Genomic DNA, 25,118 nt, shown 5'->3' with positions numbered 1-25,118 from the left:
GGGTGAGAAGCGTCGTCGCGCCGCTGTCGTGAAGCCCCGTCGCTGCGCTGATGCCGTAATTTAAATAGGAACTCCGTCCTACTCGGTGACGTACCGACTGATGGCCCCCGCGTCGCCCACTCTCGACGGATCGTGCACGCTCCTCCCCGCACCCGGGCCCAGTACCGACGTGCTCGCAGCGATCGCTGCGGAGTACGCGACGCTCTCCGCCGAGTACGGGCCTCGAAACGTCCTGGTCCTGAAACGGCATCCGGCGGGGCTCGAGCCCCTGACCGAGGCGCTCGCGGATGTCGACCTTTGGGAGGCAGACGGCGGTCCCCATTCTCCCCGCGTCGAGTCGCTCCCAGAACACGCCTCGAAGACCATCGAGGAGTACGATCCGACGCTGTCCCGCCTCGAGTACGAAGAGCGGATCGAGCTCATCTCGCTGGTGATCGACGGCGCGAGCCGATCGGTTCCCGACTACCTCCAGCGCGCCGCCGCCCACGAGAGCTTCGCACGCGATGTCGGACAACTGCTGCTCGAGGCGACTCGCCAACGTATCCGACTCGACGACCTCGACGATCCCTACGACTGTCTCGCCTTTCTGTACGCGATGAACGACCGATTCCACGCCGAGATCGACGACCGGGGGTACGTCGAACGGGCCGACGTGATCCCGCAGGCCGTCGAGCGACTCGAGGCGAACGCGGACGAACTCCGGACGCGAGTCACCGGCTCGTTCGACGCCGTTCTCGCCGTCGAGTTCGAGGAGTATCGCCGACTCGATCGGCGGTACCTCGCGGCGCTTACACGCAATGCGGATCTCGTCTGTGTCGGCGAACGACACGCCAGCGTCGAACGGACGCGCGTCGAGCCGGGCCGCATCGACGATATCGCGACCGACGCGGGACTCGCGGTCGAGACGCTCGAGCCCGAAACAGTGCGTAATGGGGATACCGACACCGAGCCGCCACACCAGCCGATCGCGCGATTTCTCGCCACGGGCGACTCTCCGGTTCGATCTGCTGCCGTCGGCGACGGAGCGGGGCCACCGGACGCAGACTCGAGAGGCAGAGCACGACGCATCCGTACTGGAACCGCCCGCGAGCAGATCCGGGCGGTCGCGACCGAGATCCAGTCGCTTCGCGACCGCCACGGCTGGTCCTACGACGAGTTCGCCGTCGCCGTTCCGCGGATCGAACGGGTTCCCGAGACCAGGCGGCGGCTCCGCGACGCCGGCGTCCCGACCGCAACGATCGGCACCCCCTCGCTCGCGGAGGATCCCGCGGTGAATGAACTCTACGCGGTCGTCACCTGCCAGTGCGAACGGGAGCGCGACGGCGACGGGCTCGAGCGGATCGACCCCGCCGAGCCGACGCGGGACGCGAGCGATCCGCGAGCGGTCTCCCTGGACCGACTCCGGGCCCGAACCCCCGATTTTTCGACCGACCTGCTCGCTGAAACCGCCGGCGTGAGCGTCCGTCGCTCACTTGAGCGATGGATCCGCCGCACCGACCTCAAGGGGCGGATCGCCCGCGAAGAAGCGTGGGTCGACGCCCGGGAGCAGTACGAGGGGGTCCGTCGGGTTCTCGAGATCGCCGACTTCGTCGAGGAGACGGACCTCGTCGGACCGGACTGGCAGGGGCTGCGCCGGATGCTCCGGCGGACGATCCAGTACGACGCGCCCTACGTCCACGCGGTCGAGACGCGGCCGCCGACCGGCGGCGTCACGGTCTGTGACGTCGACGACCTGAAGTACGACTCGCGCAAGGCGGTCTTCCTGCTGGATCTGATCGACGAGACGTACCCGGGCGAGCAGTTCCTCACGCAGCTCTTTCCGACGGCGTGGCTCCGGGAAATGCCGGCCTATCCCGCGGTGACGAATCCGTCGCCCGAGTCGATCGCGGCCACGTTCGCGACGCTCGACGTTCGGAAGACGACAGAATCGTCTTCCGCAACCCAGCAGAACGCAAAGCATTCTGCGGACGCCGCCGATATCGGCGACCCCTTCGAGACCTACCACGCCCAGCGGTCCCGGCGGCGGCTCGCGCTCGGTGCCCGCGCCGCCGAACGCGCCCTCTACTGCTGTTCCTACGAGCGCGGTGCCGGCGGCCTGCGCCGGAGCTACGACGAGTCACGCTACCTGCAACTGATCGACGCGACGCCCGGACTCGAACTCGAGGACGTCGACGCCGCCGCCGACGCGGCGATCCACGGCGAGACGAACGCCCTCGAGGCGCTCCTCGCCCAGCCCCGCGGCGAACTCGAGCGCGTGCTCCAGGAGGCCAGTACCGGCGGTGAGGCCGATCTCGGCGAGACCGAGGCGCTGTTCGAGGAGATCGCGGTGGTGCTCGAGGAGGGGGAGATCGACGGCGAACTCGCCGAAGCGGTCCGCTCGCAGTTCGAGTTCGCCGCGGGCGAGGTGGTCCGAAATGACTGAGACCGACGCCAACACCGACGCCGCCGACGATGACGCCAACCCCGCCAACACCGACGACGCCGACACCGTGACAGCCCCTCCCTCGCTGTCGGTCGACGGCCTCCGGACCGCCCTGCACTGCCCCCGCCGATACGAGTTCGCACACGTCCACGGCCTCGAGGGCAGCGACGACGACCGCACCGTCGAAGACCGCGTTTCCCTCCTGCGGAGCGCTCTCTGCGACGCGCTCCGAAGCGGCGAGACGGAACGGGAGTCACTCGAGAGCGCCGCCCGGGATCGACTCTCGGCTCGCTGGAACGAGTACGATGAGCGCTTTCACTCCGTCGCCCAGCGCCGTCACGAACGGCGGGTGCTCGAGGCGACGCTTTCGGCGTACCTCGAGCGCGTCGGGGTCGATCACGCCGCGGGGATCGCACGGCTGGACGCCGAGGCCGCCCGCGGTGAACTGATCGGACCGGGGCTCCCGCTCTCGAGTACGATCGAGCTATCGACGCAGACGGCCGACTCGGACGCGGTAACGATCGACACCGCGGTGGACTACGTCTACGGCGACGGCTCGTCGATCGTCGGCGTCCGGTTCGTTCCGACGCTCGCACCCCTGGGTCTCCTGCGCTACCGATCCGACTGGGCGGGCGACGTCGAGGATCTCTTTACCGAGCACTTCGACACCGAATCGGCGACGTTCGAACCGGATCCCGTCGGCGCGCTCTTCGAGACCGCCGTCGTCCTCGACGGACTCCGCGACCTCCGCGACCGGCTCGAACTCGGCGACCGAACCTGCCGATACGTCCAGATCCCGCTGGCCGATCGGTCGGGAACGGCGGTGAACTGGGTCCGCGAGACGGTCGAAACGAATCTCGAAATCGTCGATCTAACTGATGTCTACGTCGATCACCATACCTTCGGAATGACTCACGAGCATCGAAACGGGACCGTCGACGATCGACTCGCGGCGGTCGCTACGAGCCTGCTATCGGGACCGTTCGATCCGTCCGATCGGTGGGACCGGATCGCGGACAACTCCTGTCCAGACTGTGAGTACACCGTCTGCTGTCAGGAGTACATCGCGGCGGAGGTGCGCTTTGATGGATAACGAATCACCGCGGGACGGCGGTGAGGAACGGACCCTCGATCCGGGGGCCGGCCCGACTGAGGACGATCTCGAGACTGCGAATCTCTCCGGCCTCGCGTCCGCCGCAGCCCTCGAGCCCAGGGGTAACCAGGAGGCGGTCATCGACAGCCGCGCGGCTTGTACCTCCGTCGACGCGGGGGCCGGCACCGGGAAGACGACGACGATGCTCGTCCGGATCGAGCGCGCCATCGAGCGGGGTGATGTCGATCCCGACGACGTACTCGTGTTGACCTTCGCGAACGAGGCCGCCGCAAGCATCCGCGCGGCGGTCTCCGAGCGACTCGAGCCCGATGCGGCGGCGGCGATCGACGTCTACACCTACCACTCCTTCTGTTACCGGCTCGTCCGCGAGTACGCCTACTACCTGGGCTACTCGCCCGAGTTCGACGTCGTCACCGAGCGCACGCGACGGCGGCTCATCGGTCGGCTGCTCGCCGAAAACGACTACGGCTTCGCGGCCGCCTCGAGACGTAACGACGGCTCGCCGACCGATCTCACGGACGCGGTCGACCGGTTCATCCAGTCCATGAGCCAGGAGAACATCACACCCGAACAGCTGCAGTCGGGACTGCCGCCGGTGCGCACCCTCGAGCTGTGCAACGAGTTCGTCCTCTGGCTCGAGCGAACCGCCGGCGAGGCGCTGTCTTTTGACAACGAAGCGCTTCGCTACTTCAATCGGGACGAGCATTGCGAGGCGGCCCGGGAGTCGCTGATCGACTACGGCAAACTCGTCTCGTATTGCCGGGAGAAGATCGCGGAAGCGCCGGCGGCCTTCCGCGACGACGACTTCGTTCGCGATGTCGATCGCTACCTCCGGGTCCTCCAGCAGTGCGTGACGAACACGATCGAGGCGCTCTCGCTGGACGACACGACGACGAAACACCTGCCGCGGGCGCTGTTCGGTAACCGGATCTGGGGGACGGCCACGAGCCGGATCGAACAGACCCCCTTCGGTCGCCTGAAACACTACGTCGAGTTCCTCCGGCTGGCCCGCCACTACGCCGATGTCTACGCGGCGTACCACGACGCCCTCGAGACCGAGCGGGTGCTGGACTTCGACGAGCTGGTTCGGACGGCGACCGGCTTACTGGACGACGCGGCAATTGCCGACGAAATCACCGGCCAGTGGACGCAGGTCTACTGCGACGAGTTCCAGGACACCGACGCGACTCAGTTCTCGCTGCTCACCGAACTCACGGACGGCCCGGACCGGCCGGACCTGCTCGCGATCGGTGACAAGGATCAGGCAATCTACGGCTGGCGCGGCACCGACCGCGAGGGACTCGACCGGCTGGCCGACGCCTACGACGACCACGAGGCGATCGAACTCGAGCTCAACTTCCGCTCGAGACAGGAAATCCTCGACCTGACCAACGCCTGTGAGTACGGCCCGCAGTCCTCGAAGACGCTCCGGGAGGACGGCCGAACGGCCGGCACCTACGACGAGGACGAACCGCCGGACCGCGTCGTCAAAGTCGAGAGCGATCAGGTCCCCCAGTCGACGCCCGAACAGGTCGCGACGACGGTCTCGCGGCTGCTCAACGGCGAGGCCGCGAACGTTCCCCAGCGCTCGCTGGGCGATATCGCGGTCATCGTCCGGACCAACCGTCACGCGCAGGCAGTCGCGGACGAACTCCGGGAGCTGCGCATCCCCTACGAAATATCCGGCTCGCCCCGCGGCGAGGTCTCGCCCGGTATCGAGACGGTGCTGTCGTATCTCCGGGCCCTCGTCGAGCCGGACGCGGATGCCCATCTCCGTCGCGTCCTCCTCTACCGGTACCGGCTCACGGAGGCCGATCTCGCGACGCTGCAACGGCGGGACGGGTCGCTGTACGACGCCGTGATGGACTCCAATATGGATGCGCTCGAACTCGAGGGAGCCGACCGAATCGAGCGAGTGCGAGACCATCTCGAGGCGCTCGAGCGGTTCCGAGACGTCTATCCCCTCTCCGGGTTCGTCCGCCGGTTCCGGGAGCTCACTCGGATCGAGTGGTTCTGTACGAGCGAGGAGCGGGCGGAGTTCGACCGCCTCGAGCGGTTCGTCGAGGCCTACGATTCCGATGGCGTCGTCCAGTCGCTGTCGACCGACTTCGTCGACGCGCTCGCGGCGACGCTTCGGGGCGGCGGGAACGATCGAACCCGCGGGAGCCGGTCCGCCGACAGCGTCGACGTGATGACTGTTCACCAGGCCAAGGGCCTCGAGTTCGACACCGTCCTCGCCCCCTACCTCACGGACGAGGAGTGGTGCGTCGACGGCGACTACGTCGAGCGGGCCCGATACCGGCTGCTGGCTGCAACGCTCGACGCCGACGTCGATTCGCCATTGCTCGCGGATCTCGCCGCCGAGCGGGTCGGCGAGGAGTGGCGCGTGCTCCACGTCGCGCTCACCCGAGCCGAGAACCACCTGTTCCTGTTCGGCTCCGAGTACGAGTACGACGGCGACGAGGACGAACTCGCCGCCTCGACGGCCGAGGCCTGTCTCGCGAGCGACATCGAGTGGTCGGTGACCGGCCAGCGGATGGATCTCTGGTCGTCGCTGACCGAGAGTTTCGAGCAGGTTCAGGAGACCTACCCCGAAACCGTGGTCGACCGAACCGACGAGATCGCTGCCTCGGCCGGCGAGAGTCCGGGGACGATCACGTACTACGCCGACTACGACGACCGACCCGTCGAACCGCTCGAGACTCGAGCGGCGATCGAGACCGTCCATCGATTGGGCCGGCAGCTCCGCGATGGCACGCTGTTGCCTGCAGCCGACGCGGCGAGCCACGGCGGCGATCTCGGCGAAGATGGGAGAGATGAGGGGCCGCAGATCCGCGTGCCCAGCGGTCGCCGACCGTCCGCGCTGACGACCGACACCGTCCGCTTCCCGGTCGAGACGCTCGCGTCGGCGACCGAACTGCCGGTCGCGATGCGACACAGCTACTCCGCGATGGACACCCACGAGACCTGCCCCCGGAAACACTACCTCGATCACGCGGTTCGTGCGTTCGACGATCCGCTCGCGGCAGCCGATATCGGTGATGCGGGTTCGTCGGAGGTGGTCGTCGAGGCCACCTCGCCGACCGAGACGAACGGCGGAACGCCCGCAGCGGCCGACGACTCGGCGTCGCGGCTCGTCGGCACCGTCTTCCACGACGTCGCCGAGGAGGCATTCCACCGCGAGTACCGAACCCGCGAAGCGTGGCGCGACGCCGCCGTCAGACAGCTCACCGCACGGAACCTGCTCGAGCATCGCGAGGCCGTCCTCGCCTGTGTCGACCGCTACTTCGAGGCGGGTGTCCCGAAATTCGCTCGGCCGATCGCCGAGTGGGAACCGCTGGCTGCGGAACTCCCCTTCTCGCTCGAGGACGTCGTCGGCGTGACGGGTGACGTGGTCGGCTACGTCGACTCGATCCGGCGGCTGCCCGGCGGCGGCCTCGCCGTCCTCGACTACAAGGCCACCGCCGAGCGGATCGCGCCCGCCGACGCCGTGCAGCTGTCGCTCTACCGTCGGGCCTGCGAGGACCGGTTCGACGAACCGATCGCGGCGGCGGGCTACGTGTACGTCGGCGACCTCGACGGAGACGACGGTCCCCGCGTGGACCTCCTCGAGCCCGCCGATCTCCCGCCGTGGGAGGCGGTCCGGGAGACGCTCGAGACGGTCGACGAGCCGTCGTTCGCGGAGACGACGCCGGGCGAGCACTGTCGGCACTGTCCGCACCGGTCGCTGGGCTGTGGACCGGACGAGTACACGCCCGAGACCGATGGAATGGGTGACGACTGAGTCGAACTCGGAACCGCAGGTACGACGCTGTCGGGCTCGCGAACGGACTCACGATATCGATGGAGCGATTTCTTCGTTCAGAAATCGATCGACGTCGTCGATGCTATCCATCTCGATCGACGACTGCGCTCGCTGGAGGGAGACGATGAACCCGGATTTGGTGTGGAGGGTATCGGGCCAGAACAGAACCCACGCGGTATCGAAGATCTGGACGACGCCGTGGAGGCCCCCTGTCTTGATCGCCTGTTCTTTTCGGTCGAGACTCAACTGTTCGATAATGGCGTCGTCGACGATTTCCCGTAGCTCCGTCTCGGTGTACTGCTCTCGAATGTCGTCCCGCATATACGTCTCGAACTCCGACGGGTGATACCGGATCACGACGCGCAGATCGGTGCCGTAGCGTTCTTCCAGTTCGCCCCAGACGGTCTGGCCCAGACTCATGGTCTCGTCTCGGGTTTCCGCTCTGATAAATTGTATCGACGCTTCAACCAATTATTGCGTCTTCTCTGCCACGGTCGCGCCGTTGCTGGTAGTCGATGGCCGAGTACGACTCGCTGCGCGCCGATTACGAGTCCCACTCGAATTGCTGCGGATCGCGTGTCGCCAGCGTCGTCCGGACGGCGGCGACGTTCTCGCGGACGTCGTGGACGCGAACGATGTCGGCCCCGCGGTCGGACGCCAGCGCCGTGGCAGCGACGGTCGCCTCGAGTCGCTCGTCGCGGTCGCGGCCGATCCGTGCGAACATGGACTTGTGGGAGTGGCCGAACAATACCGGACAGCCGAGCGCGTGGAACTCGTCGATCCGGTCGAGGAGTTCGAAGTTCTCGGCAGCGGACTTGCCGAAACCGATGCCGGGATCGACGATGATCTGCGCTCGATCGAGCCCCGCCTTCTCGGCCAGCAACACCCGCTCGGAGAGGTGATCGATCACGTCCGCGACCACGTCGTCGTACTCGATGTCGTGATCGGGCACGACCGGCGCGTCGATGCTGTGCATCACCACGAGCCCCGCGTCGTGCTCGGCGGCGACGAAGCGCATCTCGGGGTCCTCGAGCCCCGAGACGTCGTTGACGATGTCCGCACCGGCCTCGAGCGCCGCGTCGGCGACCGTGGCCCGTCGGGTATCGACCGAGATGTGCGCGTCGAGGTCGGCGATCCGCTCGATGACGGGGACGACCCGGTCCAGTTCCTCCTCGACCGAAACGGGAGCCGCACCCGGTCGGGTGGACTCTCCGCCGATATCGATCACGTCCGCGTCGGCGTCGATCATCGCTTCGGCTCGAGCGACGGCGTCCTCGAGGGCGTCGTACTCGCCGCCGTCGTGAAAGCTGTCGGGGGTGACGTTCAGGATGCCCATCACGGCCGTCCGGTCGGCCCAGGGATACTCGCTCGCGTCGGTGTCCGAGCGGCCGGACCAACGGGACCGTCCTGCCGTCCGGCTCGGCGGCTGCGTCGATTCGTCCCCGTCCCCGGTGTTGGCTGTCGTACTCTCGGCACCGATATCGGCGTCGGCCTCGAGCGCGAGGGTGTCCCGAAGTTCCCGCACGATGTCGGCCAGCCCGTGTGGCTGGGGGCGCTCCTCGAGCGCCTCGACGAGCGCCTCGAACTGAGCGAGCGTCCCCATCAGAACGGCGTCGACGGCCTCGTCGTCCCGCTCGAGCCCGGAGAGGGCACACTCTCCCCCGAGTCGGAGGAGTTCCTCCTTGAGAACGGTCGCCTGTCCGTCCCGCAGCGCCGTCCTGACGACCCGGTGGACGGCGTCACCGTCCAGTCGCTCGACCTCGCCCGGGGCGACGTTCGCCCCCTCGAGCGCGTCGCGGGCGTCGGCGAGGTTCCGGACGCGTTTGGGAACGTCGGTCCGGGTCCATCGGGAACGGGCCTCCGCGACCGCGAACAGCGAGCCGGTGACGAGCACGCAGTCGTCGGGCCCAGCGGCCCCGAGAGCGGTCGAGAGGGCGTCCTGAACCGCTGTCTCGGTTCTGACCGTTCGGGCACCGGCGTCGGCGAACACGTCCGCGAGGACCGCCCGGTCTTCGGCGCGATCGAGCATCGGTTCGGTCGCGACGACGGTGTCGAGCGTGGGCAGCGCGGCGGCCATCGCGCGGTGATCCTTGTCGTGCATTGCACCGAAGACGACGTGGAGGTCGTCGTACTCGTACGTCTCGAGCGTTTTCGCAAGTCCCTCACAGGCCCCCGGATTGTGCGCACCGTCCAGAACGACCAGCGGTCCGGTATCCATCACCTCGAACCGGCCCGGCCAGTGGGCGCTTCGCAGCCCGCGCTCGAGGTCGGCGTCGGAGACATCGCCGACCTGCCGGGCGAGGGCGACGGCAATGCCGGCGTTTTTGGCCTGATGTTCGCCCAGCAGCGGAATCCGCGTCTCGAGGTCCCAGTCGCCGGTGTCGATCGAGACGGCGGCTTCCGTGTGGTTCGTCCGGCCGCCGTAGGCGACGCGGACGTCCGGTCTGCAATCGTCGCTGTCGCTCGCGTCGCCCGACGGCTCCGTGCCGACGGTCACGACATCGCCGGCGACGTCGCGAACCGCCTCGAGCGGGCTCCCGGTGACGCCCGTCACGAGCGGTGCGTTTTCGGGGACGACGTGGGCTTTGTCGCGGGCGATCTCCTCGACGGTGTCGCCGAGGATCCCCGTGTGCTCTAGGGTCACGCTCGTGACCGCACTCGCGACGGGATCGACGACGCTGGTGGCGTCGTACTTGCCACCGATGCCGACCTCGAGGACGGCGATATCGATGTCTTCGCGGCCGAAGTGCCACAGCGCCATCGCGGTCATCGCCTCGAAGAAGGTGGGGGACTCGCCGTCGGCGGCTCGTTCGGTGGCGTACTCGTGAACCGCCTCGACGTACTCGCAAACGGCCGACTGTGGGATCTTTCGGCCGTCGACGCGGACCCGCTCGCGGAGGTCCTCGAGGTGTGGCGAGGTGTAGAGGCCGACGGAGTGGCCCGCCTCCCGCAGGGCCCGCTCGAGCATTCGAGCCGTGCTCCCCTTGCCGTTGGAGCCGGCGATCTGAACGAAATCAACGGTTTCGTGAGGGTCCTCGAGGTGGGCTAGCAGCCGGGCCGTCGACTCGGTGCCCGGCTTCGGGCGGAACCGCCGCAGATCGAAAAGGAAGTCCGCCGCCTCGTGATACTCCATATGGGTACCAGAGTATCCGATCGTTTTTGAGTATTCTGTTCGGAGACGGTCGCGGCTCTCGCCCATTCAACCCGACCGGCGGATTCGAGAATCGAGCGCCGCCGAGGCCCGATATGTTCGGGAGAAGACCGACCCCGCCCGAAATCCTCCGTTCGGGTATGTCTCGAGACGAGCCACGAAGCCCAGTCGGCGGTGGTCGCGGATGCCAGTAACCGACTTCGACACCGCACGGACGTACGACGAGCATCGATTCAGTACCCAACCCGTCTTCCGGAGCGACCGGATGAAGGTCGTCCTCGGCTACTTCGAACCGGGACAGTTCATTCCGGTTCACGCCCCCGGCAGCGACGTGACGATCTGCGTCCGATCCGGCACCGGCGTCGTCCGCGAGGGCGAGACGGAACACGCGGTCGGTCCCGACGACGTGGTCGTCGTCGAGGCGAACGTCGACCGGGGGATTCGCGCGAGCGAGGACGAGCGACTCGAGGCGCTGCTCGTCACGAGTCCGCCGCCGACCGACGCCGAGCACGACCCCGTCCGGGAGGGGCTCGAGCGCGGAGTCTTCGACCCGTAATTCGTCGAACAAAAATACGCGTCGCTATCGAAAGTCCGGGTGCTGCAGGGCTGTTACTCCAGAGTCACCGATCGCTCGGTCGCGAGCTATCCGGACGCGACGAACGAGACTCACGCGCCCTGCAGCCCGTTTGGCGGGCGGACGAACAGCCCGTCGAACAGGGCGAGCGAGGCGACGGCGACGCCGCAGAGCAGGGTCGCCTCGAGGGGGAGATCGAGGATGCGCCCGGCGAGGCCGGCGACGCCGAACGCGGCCGGAATCAGGCCGAGCAGGAGATCGTATCGGTCGATCGTCGAGAAGTGATCGGCGAATCGATCGACCCCATCGATTCCAGCGATATCTCTCTGCATCATCGATTCTCACCACCGGACGACAGTACGATACCCATTCACTAAAACGTACGGGAGTCGAACAGCACAGAGCGAAGCTGCGTTACTCTACACCTATCTCGTGCGGTCTCGTCGGTGTGCGTCACTCGGCAGCCTGCTCCCTCGGAAGTCCCTCCTCGCCGTGGTCGCGGGTGATCTCGAGGAACGCGTCCTCGAGACTTCGGGCGTCGCCGGTCTCGGCGCGGGTCTTGAGCGTCTCGGGATCACCCTCGGCGACGAGTTTCCCGTCGTGGAGGACGCCGATCTCGTCGGCGAGTTCGTCGACCACGGGAAGGATGTGCGTCGAGAGGAAGATCGTCATCTCTCGATCGGCGAGATCGGCGATCGTGTCCCGCATGGTCCGGGCCGCGCGCGGATCGAGTCCGCTGGTCGGTTCGTCGAGGAAGGCGACATCGGGTTCGTGCAACACCGCCTGGATGACGCCGACTTTCTGACGCATCCCCTTCGAATAGTCCTCGATGCGTTTGTTCGCGTCCGCCAGCAGGTCGAAGCGCTCGAGCAGCGACTCGATGCGCTCGCTCGCCTCCGCGTCGGGCATATCGCGGAGGCCGGCGGCGTACTCGAGTTGTTCCCGGCCGGTGAGTTCGTCGTAGACTGGGGGGTCCTCGGGGAGGTAGCCGATGTGTGGGGTAACGGACTCGCGCTCTCCGATCGAGTGGCCGGCGACGCGGGCCGTCCCTGCTGTCGGTTTCGTCAGCGTCGTCAGTATCCGCATCGTGGTCGTCTTCCCCGCCCCGTTCGGACCGAGAAACCCGTAGACGGTTCCCCGCTCGACGTCCATCGTCAGGTCGGAGACGGCGGTCGTCTCGCCGTACCGTTTCGTCAGTCCGTCGGTTTCGATGGCGAGGGCGTCGACAGGGCTCATACGCGTCCTTTCGTCGGCGTATAATTAAAGGTATGTCATGTTCAATCGCCGTCGGCGACCGCTGTGGCGGGCGCGAGAGCGTCCGACTCGACGGCCTCCGATGCGGGACAACGACTCGACCGAGCCGACCGACGGAATCGGATGACAGAAATCCAAAGGGTTTACTGGCAGCACGACGCGGATTCGACTATGCACGCTGCCATTTCGTCTTTCGACCGCTCGAGTCGAGGTGGGTCCTGATGGCTCACGCGTCCGCTACCGTCGCCGGAACCGAGCTCCGACGGACCGTCCGGGCGGTCGTCGGCAGTCGGACGAAACTGCTCATGGTAGCAGTGGTCGCGCTGGTCGTGCTCGGCCCGATAACGGCCGTCGGACTCTTCTTGTTGCCCGAACTGGGCGAGCAGGCCGCCGCCGCATCCCTCACCGCGGACACTGCCGTAACGGTGACCGAGTACGTGACCGGCGGCGTTGCGGTCCTGTGGGTGTTCCTGGTGATGATGTCGATCATGCGGACCGTGACGACCGTCGCCGACGTCGACGAACCGGCCTTTCTCCTGTTGTCGACGGCGGTCCGGAACACCGTCGTCGGTATCGTCGCCGCAGAAACCGCACTCTACGCGGCCGTTTTGCTCCCCTTCACGGTGCTTTTCGCCGCCGCGTTCGCGTCCGGCGCGGGGACGGTGCTTCCGGTACTCGTCGCACCGTTGCTGGTCGCCCTTCTCTTGCTCACTGCCATCCCCGTCGGATTCGTCGTGGGCATCTGGGTCCGTCACCTGATCACGGTCTACGAGCCGGTCGCCCGGTATCGAACGCTCCTGTTCGCCGCGTTCTGGGTCGTCTACTTCGGCGCGATCGCGACTGGCGGACTGAACGTGGTCATGTGGTCACTGTTCACGACGTTACAGACCAGCCCGCTCGGGTGGCCCGGCCACCTGCTGCTGGTCGGGGTCCCCGGTATCGAGCCGTCGATGGTCGGCATCGCCGGTGCGCTCGCCGGATCCGCCCTCCTCGTCGGGCTCACCTTCGTCGCCGGCGTCCCCTCCGCACAGCGCCACTGGTTCGCGGATCCGGCTCGCACCGACGACGAGGAGATCGACGAAGAGACGTCGTCCGACCGACTCAGTACCCTCCTCCCGGGAACCGTCTCGAGGCCGGTCCGGACGGTGGCGGTGACGGCGATTCGGCGGACAAAGCGAGCGCCGATCCGATTGGCGTACGCCGGCTACCCGCTGCTCGGCGCGCTCGGCTTCATCCAGCAGATCATCGAGAGCGGCACGGTCCCCTCGTTCATGGCCGTCATGTTCTGTCTGTACGTGGTCTGGGCGGCCGGCGTCCTGTTCACGCTCAACCCGCTTGGCGACCTCGGACCGGCCCTGCCCGCCGTTATCACGTCGACGCTCACCGGCCGGCAGGCGATCCGCGGCCGCATGCTCGCCGGTGCGCTCGTCGCCGTTCCGCTCGCCCTCCTCGTGTCGCTCGCATTCGGACTCGTCAGCCCGCTCTCGCTCGAGCACACCGCCGCGCTGACCGCCGGTACCGTCGTCGGCGCGGTCGTCACGCCGGCGCTGGCCGCCGGGGTCGGCTCGGCGTTTCCCCGCTTTGGTAGCGTCAAACTCACCAACAAGCGCGAGGCGGTGATGCCGAGCAAGACGGCGTTCGTCGTCTACACGCTCGCGATCGCGCTACCCGCCGTCTCCGCCGTCGTGTTGTATCTCGAGGCCCCCGAACTGATCGCCGGCTTCGTCTCGTCGGTTTCCGCGTGGACGCCGCTTCCCGACGTTTCGATCTCCGCCCGCGCCATCACCGTCGGTTCCTGGATCGTCCTGATCGCGGGACTGCTCGCGCCGGTCGTCGCCTATCACTATGCAGTAGAGCGCTTCGACTGGTACGCGCTCGAGTGAGCACATTGTCTCGGATCGCAACCCGCTGGATCGACCTCTTTCTGTGACGCTACGTTGCCCGGATTCGGATCGAACCTATGCTGCCCGAATTCGGATCGAAATCCCGTCCGGATCCGTGAGTTCGAGGCCGTCGGTCCGGTCGCCGACCGCGACATCGGCGTCGTCGAGACGGCGGCGAACGGTCGCGAGCGTCTCGTCGTCCGGGACGACGAACTCGAACCACGCGAGTCCGCGACCGCCCGCCGGTTGCGACCGGCCGTTCCACGCGTTCGTCCCGAGGTGGTGATGGTAGTCCCCGGCCGCGAGGAACAGCGCCGATTGCGCCTCCGTCTGTACGGTCAATCCCAGCGTCTCGACGTAGAACTCCCGCGTCGCGTCGATCGAGGACACTTCCAGGTGGACGTGTCCGACGGTCGTTCCGGCGGGAGCGTCCGCGCTTCCGTCCGACTGGGCGGCGACGTCCTCGAGATCGAGCGGGGCCGTTCCGATCCGTATCGTCCCGTCGCTCGCACGCGGCCACTCCGCTCGCGGCCGGTCGGTATAGATTTCGATGCCGTTGTCCTCTGGATCGGTGCAGTACAGCGCTTCGCTCACGTAGTGATCGGACGCGCCGTCTAAGTGCCTGCGCTCGCGGATCCGCTCGAGTGCGGCACCGAGCGCGGTCCGCGTTGGGACTTTGAACGCGTTGTGGAAGAGTCCCGCCTGGTCGTGGCCCCTGGGCGATGCGCTCTCGTCGCGATCCAAGACGAGCAGCGGTGTTTCGCCGACGCCGAGCGTCGCCGTCGTCTCACGCCGCGTGAGAACCGAGAGGCCGACGACGTCTCGATAGAAATCGATCATCCCATCGAGATCAGTCACGAGCAACGCGGTACGGCCGATCCGAGCCGTATCCGGAAGGAGAGAGAATTCAGCCATCGTCTCATATCATTTTCGAGAGAGCGCTATATGTGTCTTTGCGGACGGCGAGATTACTACGTGACACCGGCGTTACCGGGCCGTCGTCTCGCGTGAACGGACGACGTCCGTCCGATGGTCAAAATACTGGCAGAAGAAATCGACGACTGATCGGCGAGATCACCGAACTCGAGCCGACCGTATACGGACTGCTGTCAGTCAGTTCCGGAGCAACCGCAGGACGGTTCGCGGTTGCTCCGGAAAATCGGGACAACAGATCGTATTACTCCGCGTGGCCCCAGTCGGCCGCGCGCTTCGGGCGGTCGGACACCGATTCGACCTCGAGTTCCCCATCGAACTTGTCGAGCGCTTCGACGTACGCTTTCGCGCTGGCTTCGGTCGACAGATACGGAATCTCCTCCTCGACGGCCATCTCGAGGGAGTCGCGGTCGCGGCTGACGACGAAGTCGACCTTGCTTTCGCGGATGGCTTGCGGGACGTCGTCGAAGTCGGCCACCTCGAAGTGGTTCTCAAAGCCGTCGACGTCGAGGTCGACGACGGCGGTCCCCTCGCTGACGGCGTTGCCGGCGGCCTGCTGGGCCTTCCAGTAGGCCGTCCCGAACTCGCTGGCGGTCCCCATGACCTCGCCCGTGGACTTCATTTCCGGGCCGAGGCGCGGATCCGAGCCCGGCAGGCGGTCGAAGGGCAGGACGACCTCCTTGATCGAGGTGTGATCGGGAACCTGTTCGTCGACATCGAGACTCGCGAGGGTCTCGCCGGCCATGACCTTCGCGGCGAGTTTGGCGATCGGGACGCCAGTCGCCTTCGAGACGAACGGGACGGTACGCGAGGAGCGCGGATTCGCCTCGAGGACGTAGACTTCCCCGTCGCGAACCGCGAGCTGGACGTTCAACAGCCCCTTGGTCTTCAGCGCCTCGGCGATGTCCTCGGTGACCTCGCGGACGCGCTCGAGCGTCTCCTCGTCGAGCGAGCGCGGCGGGATCATACACGCGGAGTCGCCGGAGTGAACGCCCGCGGTCTCGACGTGTTCCATGATGCCGCCGATGATGACGTTGCGACCGTCGGAGACCGCGTCGACGTCGAGTTCGATCGCGTCCTCGAGGAAGTCGTCCACGAGGATCGGTTTGTCGGGGCTGACGCGGACAGCCTCCTCGATGTAGGTCTCGAGTTCGTCATCGTTGTAGACGACGTCCATCGCGCGACCGCCCAGCACGTAGGAGGGACGGACGAGGACGGGGTAGCCGATGTCGTGGGCGAGTTCGAGCGCCTCCTCCTTCGAGAAGGCGGTGCCGCCGTCGGGCTGGGAAATGCCCAGTTCGTCCATCAGGGCGTTGAAGCGGTCGCGGTCCTCTGCCAAGTCCATCGCCTCGACGGAGGTTCCCATGACCTCACAGTCGAGGCCGCGGCGCTCGAGTTCGTCCTCGAGCGGTTCGCCGATGTTGACTGACGTCTGGCCGCCGAACTGGACCATCACGCCATCGGCACCGGTCGCCTCTGCGACGTCGGCGACCTCCTCGGCGGTGATCGGTTCGAAGAACAGGCCGTCGGAGGTGTCGTAGTCGGTCGAGACGGTCTCGGGGTTGTTGTTGACGACGTAGGCGTCGATGCCGAGTTCGCGCAGCGCGCGGACCGCGTGGACCGAACAGTAGTCGAACTCGACGCCCTGTCCGATGCGGATCGGGCCGCCGCCGACGACGATCACGCTCTCGATGTCGCGGTCGACCTCGAGCTCGCCCGCCGCGGCGTCGCCGAGCAGCGGACCGGACTCGAACTCGGACTTGCGCGCCGAGTAGTAGTACGGTGTCTCGGCTTCGAACTCACCCGCACAGGTGTCGACCTGCTTGTAGGTGCGGCCGGGGACGTCCGTCTCGACGGTGTCGACCTCCGCGCCAGCGGCCGAGGCGATGGTTGCGTTGGTGTGGCCGGCGATCGCGGCCTCGGTGAAGTCGCCCTCCTGGGCGGCGAGCGTCGAGTCCGCGATGCGCTTGTAGCGCTCGGTATACCACTCGAAAATGCCCGTCAGCTCCTGAACCTCCTCGACGGTATATCCGCGCTCGAAGGCCTCGAACATCGCGTAGGGACGGTCCGGCGACGGGCGCTCGAGGTACTGCTCCTCGAGTTCCGCGTCGCTGAGTTCGGCCCAGTCGACATCGGGTTCGTACTCGGAAGAGCGCAGCGCCTTCAACAGGCTCTCCTCGAAGGTGCGGCCGATGGCCATCGCCTCGCCGGTCGATTTCATCGCCGTCGTCAGCTCGAAGTCGACGTCGTCGAACTTGTCGATGGGCCAGCGGGGGACCTTCGTCACCACGTAGTCGATCGCGGGCTCGAAAGCGGCGGTGGTCTCGCCCGTAATCTCGTTCGTGATTTCGTGAAGGCGCTTGCCCAGCGCGACCTTTGCGGTCACGCGGGCGATCGGATAGCCAGTCGCCTTGGAGGCGAGTGCGGAGGAGCGCGAGACGCGCGGGTTGACCTCCACCACTCTGTATTCGCCGCCGGGGGTGCCGTCGTCGCGCCAGGCGAACTGGATGTTACACCCACCCTGGATACCGAGTTCGCGGATGACGTCGAGCGCGGCGGTGCGCATCTCCTGGTGCCCCTTGTCGGGGACGATCTGGGAGGGCGTGACGACCGTCGACTCGCCCGTGTGGATCCCCATCGGGTCGATGTTCTCCATGTTACAGATGATGATACACGAGTCGTCGGCGTCGCGCATCACTTCGTACTCGTACTCGACCCAGCCGGCGATCGACTCGGTGATGAGGACCTCGCTGTTCCGGGAGAGACGCAGTCCCTTGCGGACGCGGCGGAGGAGTTCGTCCATCTCGCCGACGACGCCGGAGCCCGAGCCGCCGAGCGTGTAGGTCGTCCGGGCGATGACCGGCAGTCCGCCGACCTCGTCGACGGCGGCCTGGACGCGCTCTTTCAGGTCCGCTTCGGTCAGTTCCGTGACCTCCTCGCCCTCCTCGAGCGAAATCGTGGTCGAGGCGGGAACCGGCTGGCCGATTTTCTCCATGCGCTGGCGGAAGAGGTCGCGGTCCTCCGTCGCGTAGATCGTGTCGAGCGGCGTGCCCATGATCTCGACGTCGTACTTCTCGAGGACGCCCTCCTCTGCGAGTTCGGCGGTGACGTTCAGCCCGGTCTGGCCGCCCAGGCCGGCGATGACGCCGTCGGGTCGCTCCTTGCGGATGATCTCAGCGATGGCGTCGGTCGTGATCGGCTCGATGTAGACCTCATCGGCCATCTCCGGATCCGTCATGATCGTCGCGGGATTCGAGTTGACGAGGACGACGCGGGCACCTTCCTCTCGGAGCGCCCGGCAGGCCTGTGCGCCGGAGTAGTCGAACTCGGCGGCCTGTCCGATCTGGATCGGGCCGCTCCCGATCAACAGGATCGTGCGTCCGTCCCCCGTCTCGCCGTCTGCGGCGGTGTCCGTACTCATTTGTCTTGTCGGAGTGGAGTTCGTACATCGTAATAAGCCCCACGATACAGTACGAATCTCGAAATGGCTTTTCGAAATTCGAACCCAGGATGCCCTACTCGTCCCGAGACACATCGATTCCCCAGACCAGCGGCCGATTCTACCGACTGCGTGTGAACCTCTCTCGTCCTCAGCTGACGGCGAAAGTGATGCTCGAGGCCGCCCGCGTCCGTGATCGCGGACGATGACCCGGGCCCGCCGAGCGAGGGTCGATCCTCGAGTCGGGGTACAGTATCGCCGCGACGGGAACCGAATTCGGGCTGGCGATACTCACCGAGGTTGTCGAGACCTGCGGCTGGTTGATCGCAGTCGGGGAGGATGCGGTCGGCGGGCTTCGGCTGGCCGTTCGCTCGCGGAGTAACTAGAGGGGCTGGTCGTGTTCGCTCTCGAACTCGCGTTGTCGCCGGTACTGGTCGACGAACTCGCCCACGTCGAACTCGAGCATCTGGGACTCGAACTCGGTGATCGCGGCGTCGTCCTCGGCGTGACTGACGGCGTGTTCCATGAGTTCGACGATGAGTTCGACGACGACCTCGTGGAGCCGCCGGGCGTCGAAGTCGGTCACCCACAACAGCGTGTAGCCGACGGCACCGTCGTCGCTCGCGTCGTGGACGGCCACTTTCTCGGGGAACTCCTCGAGGACGATCCCCAGCAGGTGTGGCGTCCCGAACGACTCGAACTCGTCGTCGGTGTCGATCGTCTCCTCGAGTACGGCTACGAGCGATTCGGGGACAAAGCGCGAGGGCGGATGGACGTCCGTCACGACGGCATGGGTATCGCCGCAGGGACAGTTGTACTCGCGCATGCCCAGATCGATCTCGTGGGGGTCGACGGTTTCCCCGCAGGGAAGCTCGAGCCCGTCGTCACCGGCACCCGGAACGGGGGCGTCTGCCATTGCCGCCGCTTCGTGTGGGTCGGGCATAAGGGCGACGACTCGGGCTATTGCTGGGATGCGTTCGGTGCGAGACGGCAGTCAGTGGCGACTTGTTGATTGGCGTGTGATTTGCATCCATTGCTCGAGACTCGATCCACTGGATAGCCGTGCTGCGGACGGCATCCGGATGGAACACCCGCTCACTATCTCTTGTGAATGAAACGCTGCGGAGAGGCCCAAGCATCCGCGAGCGAAGCGAGCGGTTCACCGCCGGATCGGGGTGAAACCCCGTGACGGCGGCCTTTTGGCATCAACGGGTTTTGCCGGGGTTCGACCGAGTGAGTGAAACGAACGAGGGAGGACCCCGGTAAAAGAGGTTGCTGTATTGAACAATGGAAAAACATCGATCAGAGATCGGCCCCCTTGAACCGGTAGTAGCCGACGGCGAACGGCACGACGAACCACAGGAACAGGACGACGATACCGACTTCGGGGCTCGCGTAGAACGGCTCGGCGTCGGCGGCCGCCACCTCGACGCCGGCTCCCGTCTGCGCCGGGTCCGCGCCGACCGACGCCGCGAGGTCGGGCAACAGCGCGACGATCGTCGAGAGATATGCCGAGGACGGCGAGAACTGCGAGACGAGGAACACCCAGTCGGGAATCGTCGACGGAAACGAGAACCCTTCGACGACGTAGAGGATCCCCATCGGAACCACGTCCCACAGCAGTTCGAAGACGAGGAAGAATCCGAGTGCCAGCGTCGTCGCACGCGACGTCGAACCCGTCGTCGCCGAGATACCGACGACGATCGACGCGTAAACGGCGGCGAAGAACAGCGTGGCGAGGACGAATAGCACCAGCGCGACGACCTCGAGTTCGCCGAGCAACGCGGAGCCAAAGCCGAGGCCAACGACGAGCCCGACGCCGAGTCCGAACACGAGGACGGCCGCTCGACCGACGACCTTCCCGGCAAAGGCTTGGCCTCGAGTAGTCGGCAGGGAGAGCAGTAACTTGATGCTCCCGAGTTCGCGCTCGCCGGCGAGGGACTTGTAGCAGACGACGATCGCCGCCAGCGGGACGAACAGCCCGGTGATGCCGAGCGTAAAGAAGAGTAGCCCCCCGAACGTGGCCCCGGCGGGTGAACCGAACATTTCGGGAACCTGGACGTACGCGTACGTCGAAGCGAGCGAGAACACCACGAAGACGGCCACGAGGGCCCACAGTGCCCGCGACTGGACGGCGTCACGGAAGTCTTTCTTCGCGACGGTAAACCAGGTCACGCTTCTCCCTCCTGACTCCCGTTCGTGTAGCGGACGAACAGGTCCTCGAGCGACGATTCGACGACCGAGAAGTCCTGAACGGGGGCCACCTCGTCGATGGCGTGCAGGACGGCGAACTTCGAGACGCCATCGACAGTCACCCGCAGGCGACCCTCGTCGATCGCCGCCGTTCCAACGCCCTCGAGCGTCCGGATGCGATCGAGCACCCCCTCGTCGAGGTCCGACACGTAGACGTACAGCGTTTCGCCGGTCTCCGTCGAGTCGCGAAGGCCGTCGATGGTGTCGACGGCGACGAGTTGCCCGCGATCGATGATCGCGACGCGATCACAGACCGCCTCGACCTGTTCCATGATGTGACTCGAGAAGAAGACGGTCGTCCCGCGCTCGTTCTCCTCGCGGATGATCTCGCGCATCTCGCGGGCTCCGTTCGGATCGAGGCCGGTCGAGGGCTCGTCGAGGACGAGCAGGTCGGGATCGCCGACCAGCGCCATGGCCAACACCAGCCGCTGGCGCATTCCCTTCGAGTAGCCGCCCGCTTTCCTGTCGGCCGCGTCGGCGACCCGAACCCGCTCGAGCAGCGCCTCGGGATCGTCGTCGACGCCCTTCATCTCGATGGCGAACTCGACGTGCTGACGGCCGGTGAGCCGATCGTAGACGTGATAGGCGTCCGGAAGCACACCGGTCCGATTTCGGACGGCCAGGCCCTCCGACTGGGCGTCGTGGCCGAGCACGGTCGCGGTCCCGCCGGTCGGCCGGATAAAATCCAGCAGAATGTCGATCGTCGTCGACTTGCCGGCGCCGTTCGGTCCCAGAAAGCCGAAAATCTCGCCCTCTTCGACGGTGAGGTCGAGGCCATCGACGGCGACGACGTCGCCGAAGCGCTTCGTCAACCCCTCGAGTTCAATCGCCGCCATGCTCGAGCCTCCGGGATATCGTCGTCTCGTACAGTGTCAGTAGGATGTGACGCATGCACAGGTAATCCCCGGCAGTTATGATAAGTATTGTCGTCTTCGATATATATTGGCAGTGGAACTACTCAAATATGTTTGAGTCAGCACCCCCTCGCTAGCGATATCGAGATAATCAATCGTCAGCTGGTTCGAGAGTAACTGTCAGAGAATCGTCCATTTCGAACCGAAGCATCTCGTCGTCGAACGTGATTTCGAACGTCACCTCTCTCCGTCGCCGGAGTTCGTCGACGGACGGTCACCTTCGCTCGAGAAAACGGATCACGTCGGATCGATGGTTGAACCGTGGGAAGCGCTCGCTCGTGCGGACTCAGGGCCAGTCGTCGCGGACCTGCTCCGCGTCGTCCTCCTCGTCCTCGGCGTGGGTCGCCAGAATCCAGTCGGCCGCCTCGGCGGCGTCCTCGACGGCGAGATACTCCCAGCCGACTTCGTCTGCTAACTGCTCGTCCGCCTCGTCGGCACCGACGTAGACGTAGCGGTCGGTGTCGAACTGGTCTTTGACGCCCTCGAGGCTCTCCGCTTTCCCGCGGGGGCCGGAGAAGAAGTCCTGTCGGATGCGGTTCTTCCGCGTGAAGTTCGTCACGACGTAGGTTGGCTTCTCCGAGACGACGCCGATGTACTCGGTCCAGCCTCTTGCGTCTTCGAACACGCGCTCGGGCGAGGCGACCTCTTTGAGCGCCTCGAGTTCGAAGGCCAGGGTCATGTCGCTGTCGCCGTTCATGCGTGTCCGAACGCCGGCACGCGGGAAAACGACTTCGATACGTGTAGCGTCGCACTCGGTGGACCCGGCGCGATGCGGAGACTGTTCAGACGCGTTTGACGCGGTAGTAGTCCGTGAAGACGATGACCTCTCCCGGCTCGAGATCCGTCGCTGTGATCGGGACGGTCCGGTCGCCCGTGATGGCCCCATAAAACGCCGCCAGCGTCTCCGAGTCGAGTTGGTCGACGTGTCGAACGGTCGCGTCCCGTTCGACGGACTCGACGCGCTCGAGCGTCAGCGAACGAGATCGGAATGTACTGGCAGCCATGTCCATTGATACCGAATGGCACACATGAACTTAACCGTTTCCCTCGCTCGCCGAGCGATCGATCACGAGTACTCGACGGTGGGTCCCACGAGAACGACGAGACCACTGGGAACAGCGATTGCGACGAATACGGGAGTACGACGAAAACGAGGCCTCGAGACGACGACCTACTGTTCCTGTGTCGGTGCGAGGTCGTCGAGGTCGACGGATGGTTCCATGAGCACGTCGGCCTGATCGGCGACGACGCGCTGTTCGCGCATCAGCTGTTTGAACTTGCTCTGGGGCGAGAGGTCGCCGATGAGGACGCCGCCGACAATCTTGCCGTCCTTGAAGGCGACGCGTCGCCACTCGGTGTCGCTGTAGCGTCGTTCGGCGTGTTCGTCGCCCAGCGTCGGGTGACCGAAGGAGAGGAACGGGAAGTCGAAGTGCGTGATTGAGTACGAGGAAACCCACTGGAACTCCTCGGACTCCTCGTCGGCGGCCATATTGATCGCCGCGACTCGCCCCTGTTCCTTGGCCGAGCCCCACGAGCCGTTCTGGGCCTGCTCGCCCAGCAAGACGTCGTAGAAGCGGGTGAGGTCGCCAGCTGCATAGATGTCGTCGACGGACGTCTGCATGTACTCGTCGACGACGATCCCGTTGTCCTCCTCGAGGTCGGCTCCGCGGAGGAACTCGGTGTTGAAGGTCAGCCCGATGGCGGCCCCGACGAAGTCGCACTCGTAGCGGTCACCGTTGGGATCGACGGCCGCAGTGACGTGACCGTCGTCGTCCGTCTCGAAGTGATCGACGCCGCTGTCGAAGACGGGGTCGACGCCGACCCCGCGCATGCCCTCGTGCATGATCTCGGCCCCGTCGGCCGAGAGCGCGTACCGCCACCAGCGGTCGCCGCGCATCAGGAAGTCAGCATCGATTCCCTGCGCCCCGCAGACGGCCGCGAAGTCGATACCGAGCAGGCCGGCACCGACGATGACGCCCGTGTCTGCCCGTTCGGCGTGCTCGCGGATGGCGCGGGCGTCCTGAAACGTCCAGAAGTGATGGACGCCGTCGGCATCGCTGTTTTCGACGGGCAACTGCGTCGGCGTCCCGCCGGTCGCGACGAGCAGTTTGTCGTAGGGGATCTCGCCGCTGTCGTGCGTGTGAACGACGTTCGCGTCCGTGTCGACGCTCGTCACGTACGTGTTCAGCGAGAGTTCGATGTCGCGGTCCGCGTACCACTCCTCGTCGTGGATCGAGATGGGGGCTTCGGGGAGTTTGCCTTTCGCGTGTTCTTTGATAAGAATCCGATTATACAGCGGCTCCCCCTCATCGGTGATGACGGTAATCTTCGCATCCGGGTCTTCCTCCCGGAGGGTCTCGGCGGCCGAACTACCCGAGATCCCGTCACCGATGATGACGTACTGAGTCATATCCCGAACGTTCGTAATGCGGGTTAAAGTGGGTTGCTATCTCGTCTATTTTGCCAGACCGGTCGGGAGGATCCAACGGACGTAAACTCTGTGGCGAATTCCACTACCAGAATAACTTCTCGAACCGCATTTGGACACCATATTTTGGAAGAGCAAGGATTGCTGGTATCTCCGACGAACAACTCCCCCTCTCACCGAGCGACCGAATCGGGAAACACGGGCGACCTCGAGCGGCGGACGGTCGTCCCGAACGGCGTCGTCCGAACCGTTCTTTACCGTCCCGTCCGAACGCGACGGCATGAAACTCCGCCAGAACGCGAAACACTTCGCCTATCGGAAATCCCTCGAGACGCCGGGGATTCGCTCGGTCGCGAACGCGGGGCTGGTCAAACTCCACACCAAGATCTTCACCGGGAAAGCGGATCCCGACCGCGCCGAGGAGCGGCGGGCTCACCTCGAGGGGCTCTTCGACGCGACGATGGACGCCTACCTGCGGGCGCTCCAGGAGGGCTACTCCGAGGCTGAGGCCCGCGAGATCACGCACATTCAGGCCAACTTCGACTTTTACAATCATGGCTGGACGGAGATGATGGAGTTCCCCGTGGACGAACTCGAGGCCCACTACGACCGCTACCGCGAGTTCTTCGACCGGTGGGACGTGACGATCGACGAGCCGCTGGGCCAGTTCGCTCCGCCCGAGGGGCTTCCCGAAGCGCCCTCGACGCCCGAACGCCTCGAGGATCCCGAGCACCCCCACGCCGAGGGCGGCTTCGCCGACGACGTCTACGTCGAGACCGAGGATGGTGAGGTCGTCGTTGGCGGTCGGGAATCGGCAGACGGAACCACTGACTGACAGGAGTCCGTCCGACCCTCGAGTGCGGCGACGGCCTGTTCGCGGGTGCGTTGCTGGTCGGTAGCGGTCTGTTCGTAGCGACCGACAACACTCACGAGGCGAACGCAAACGAT

General features: G+C 65.9%; 18 protein-coding genes. 6 read left to right on the top strand and 12 right to left on the bottom strand.

Features of this window, described 5'->3' with window-relative positions; translation table 11 throughout:
- Nucleotides 1-100: 100 nt before the first annotated feature.
- Genes ACEWFR_RS07855 through ACEWFR_RS07845 form a run of 3 tightly spaced genes read left to right on the top strand, consistent with a single transcriptional unit; the run spans nt 101 to nt 7,320 of the window.
- Nucleotides 101-2,422, top strand: a complete 2,322-nt coding sequence (locus ACEWFR_RS07855) for a hypothetical protein (protein WP_374060503.1) — start codon at nt 101-103, stop codon at nt 2,420-2,422.
- On the top strand, nt 2,415-3,515 hold the full coding sequence (locus tag ACEWFR_RS07850) for a hypothetical protein (protein WP_374060502.1): 1,101 nt from the start codon (nt 2,415-2,417) through the stop codon (nt 3,513-3,515). Before ACEWFR_RS07855 ends, ACEWFR_RS07850 begins: the two co-directional genes overlap by 8 nt.
- A complete protein-coding gene (locus tag ACEWFR_RS07845) occupies nt 3,508-7,320 on the top strand; it encodes a UvrD-helicase domain-containing protein (RefSeq protein WP_374060501.1) in 3,813 nt (1,270 codons plus the stop codon). The genes ACEWFR_RS07850 and ACEWFR_RS07845 overlap by 8 nt, the downstream gene beginning before the upstream one ends.
- A gap of 48 nt (nt 7,321-7,368) precedes the next feature.
- On the opposite strand, the gene ACEWFR_RS07840 is transcribed toward ACEWFR_RS07845, so the two are convergent.
- Both ACEWFR_RS07840 and folP read right to left on the bottom strand, forming a co-directional pair.
- A complete protein-coding gene (locus ACEWFR_RS07840) occupies nt 7,369-7,761 on the bottom strand; it encodes a hypothetical protein (RefSeq protein ID WP_374060500.1) in 393 nt (130 codons plus the stop codon).
- 124 nt (nt 7,762-7,885) lie between these two features.
- Entirely contained in the window at nt 7,886-10,474 is a 2,589-nt protein-coding gene (gene folP / locus ACEWFR_RS07835) for a dihydropteroate synthase (RefSeq protein ID WP_374060499.1), read from the bottom strand.
- A 202-nt stretch (nt 10,475-10,676) separates the two neighbouring features.
- Here folP and ACEWFR_RS07830 point away from each other — a divergent pair, with 202 nt between their 5' ends.
- Complete coding sequence (locus ACEWFR_RS07830) at nt 10,677-11,048, top strand: cupin domain-containing protein (RefSeq protein ID WP_374060498.1); 372 nt, start codon at nt 10,677-10,679, stop codon at nt 11,046-11,048.
- A gap of 110 nt (nt 11,049-11,158) precedes the next feature.
- Here ACEWFR_RS07830 and ACEWFR_RS07825 read toward each other — a convergent pair whose 3' ends face one another.
- The gene (locus ACEWFR_RS07825; protein WP_374060497.1) at nt 11,159-11,401 is read right to left on the bottom strand and encodes a hypothetical protein; all 243 of its coding nucleotides are present in this window, start codon (nt 11,399-11,401) and stop codon (nt 11,159-11,161) included.
- A gap of 118 nt (nt 11,402-11,519) precedes the next feature.
- Nucleotides 11,520-12,302, bottom strand: a complete 783-nt coding sequence (locus ACEWFR_RS07820; RefSeq protein ID WP_374060496.1) for an ABC transporter ATP-binding protein — start codon at nt 12,300-12,302, stop codon at nt 11,520-11,522.
- Nucleotides 12,303-12,541: 239 nt separating this feature from the next.
- Here ACEWFR_RS07820 and ACEWFR_RS07815 point away from each other — a divergent pair, with 239 nt between their 5' ends.
- Nucleotides 12,542-14,203 (top strand): hypothetical protein, encoded by a 1,662-nt coding sequence (locus ACEWFR_RS07815; RefSeq protein ID WP_374060495.1) that lies wholly within the window; start codon nt 12,542-12,544, stop codon nt 14,201-14,203.
- 75 nt (nt 14,204-14,278) lie between these two features.
- Here ACEWFR_RS07815 and ACEWFR_RS07810 read toward each other — a convergent pair whose 3' ends face one another.
- From ACEWFR_RS07810 to ACEWFR_RS07775, 8 genes are all read right to left on the bottom strand, one after another.
- The gene (locus tag ACEWFR_RS07810; RefSeq protein ID WP_374060494.1) at nt 14,279-15,118 is read right to left on the bottom strand and encodes a VOC family protein; all 840 of its coding nucleotides are present in this window, start codon (nt 15,116-15,118) and stop codon (nt 14,279-14,281) included.
- A gap of 262 nt (nt 15,119-15,380) precedes the next feature.
- Nucleotides 15,381-18,557 (bottom strand): carbamoyl-phosphate synthase large subunit, encoded by a 3,177-nt coding sequence (gene carB / locus ACEWFR_RS07805; RefSeq protein WP_374060493.1) that lies wholly within the window; start codon nt 18,555-18,557, stop codon nt 15,381-15,383.
- 400 nt (nt 18,558-18,957) lie between these two features.
- Nucleotides 18,958-19,491 (bottom strand): DUF5815 family protein, encoded by a 534-nt coding sequence (locus ACEWFR_RS07800; protein ID WP_374060492.1) that lies wholly within the window; start codon nt 19,489-19,491, stop codon nt 18,958-18,960.
- 386 nt (nt 19,492-19,877) lie between these two features.
- Nucleotides 19,878-20,750: an ABC transporter permease subunit gene (locus tag ACEWFR_RS07795; RefSeq protein WP_374060491.1), complete on the bottom strand. Its 873-nt coding sequence runs from the start codon at nt 20,748-20,750 to the stop codon at nt 19,878-19,880.
- A complete protein-coding gene (locus ACEWFR_RS07790; protein ID WP_374060490.1) occupies nt 20,747-21,664 on the bottom strand; it encodes an ATP-binding cassette domain-containing protein in 918 nt (305 codons plus the stop codon). The genes ACEWFR_RS07795 and ACEWFR_RS07790 overlap by 4 nt, the downstream gene beginning before the upstream one ends.
- Before the next feature lie 364 nt (nt 21,665-22,028).
- On the bottom strand, nt 22,029-22,439 hold the full coding sequence (locus ACEWFR_RS07785) for a hypothetical protein (RefSeq protein ID WP_226039328.1): 411 nt from the start codon (nt 22,437-22,439) through the stop codon (nt 22,029-22,031).
- Between the two features lie 85 nt (nt 22,440-22,524).
- On the bottom strand, nt 22,525-22,752 hold the full coding sequence (locus tag ACEWFR_RS07780; RefSeq protein WP_374060489.1) for a hypothetical protein: 228 nt from the start codon (nt 22,750-22,752) through the stop codon (nt 22,525-22,527).
- Between the two features lie 161 nt (nt 22,753-22,913).
- A complete protein-coding gene (locus tag ACEWFR_RS07775; protein WP_374060488.1) occupies nt 22,914-24,152 on the bottom strand; it encodes an NAD(P)/FAD-dependent oxidoreductase in 1,239 nt (412 codons plus the stop codon).
- Between the two features lie 298 nt (nt 24,153-24,450).
- Here ACEWFR_RS07775 and ACEWFR_RS07770 point away from each other — a divergent pair, with 298 nt between their 5' ends.
- A complete protein-coding gene (locus ACEWFR_RS07770; protein ID WP_374060487.1) occupies nt 24,451-25,005 on the top strand; it encodes a DUF6149 family protein in 555 nt (184 codons plus the stop codon).
- The last annotated feature ends 113 nt before the right edge of the window (nt 25,006-25,118 follow it).

This window comes from Natrinema sp. H-ect4 (genome assembly GCF_041894845.1).
Lineage (GTDB): Archaea > Halobacteriota > Halobacteria > Halobacteriales > Natrialbaceae > Natrinema.
Note: the sequence above shows the minus strand (reverse complement) of the source record. Positions and strands in the feature narration are given on the sequence as shown.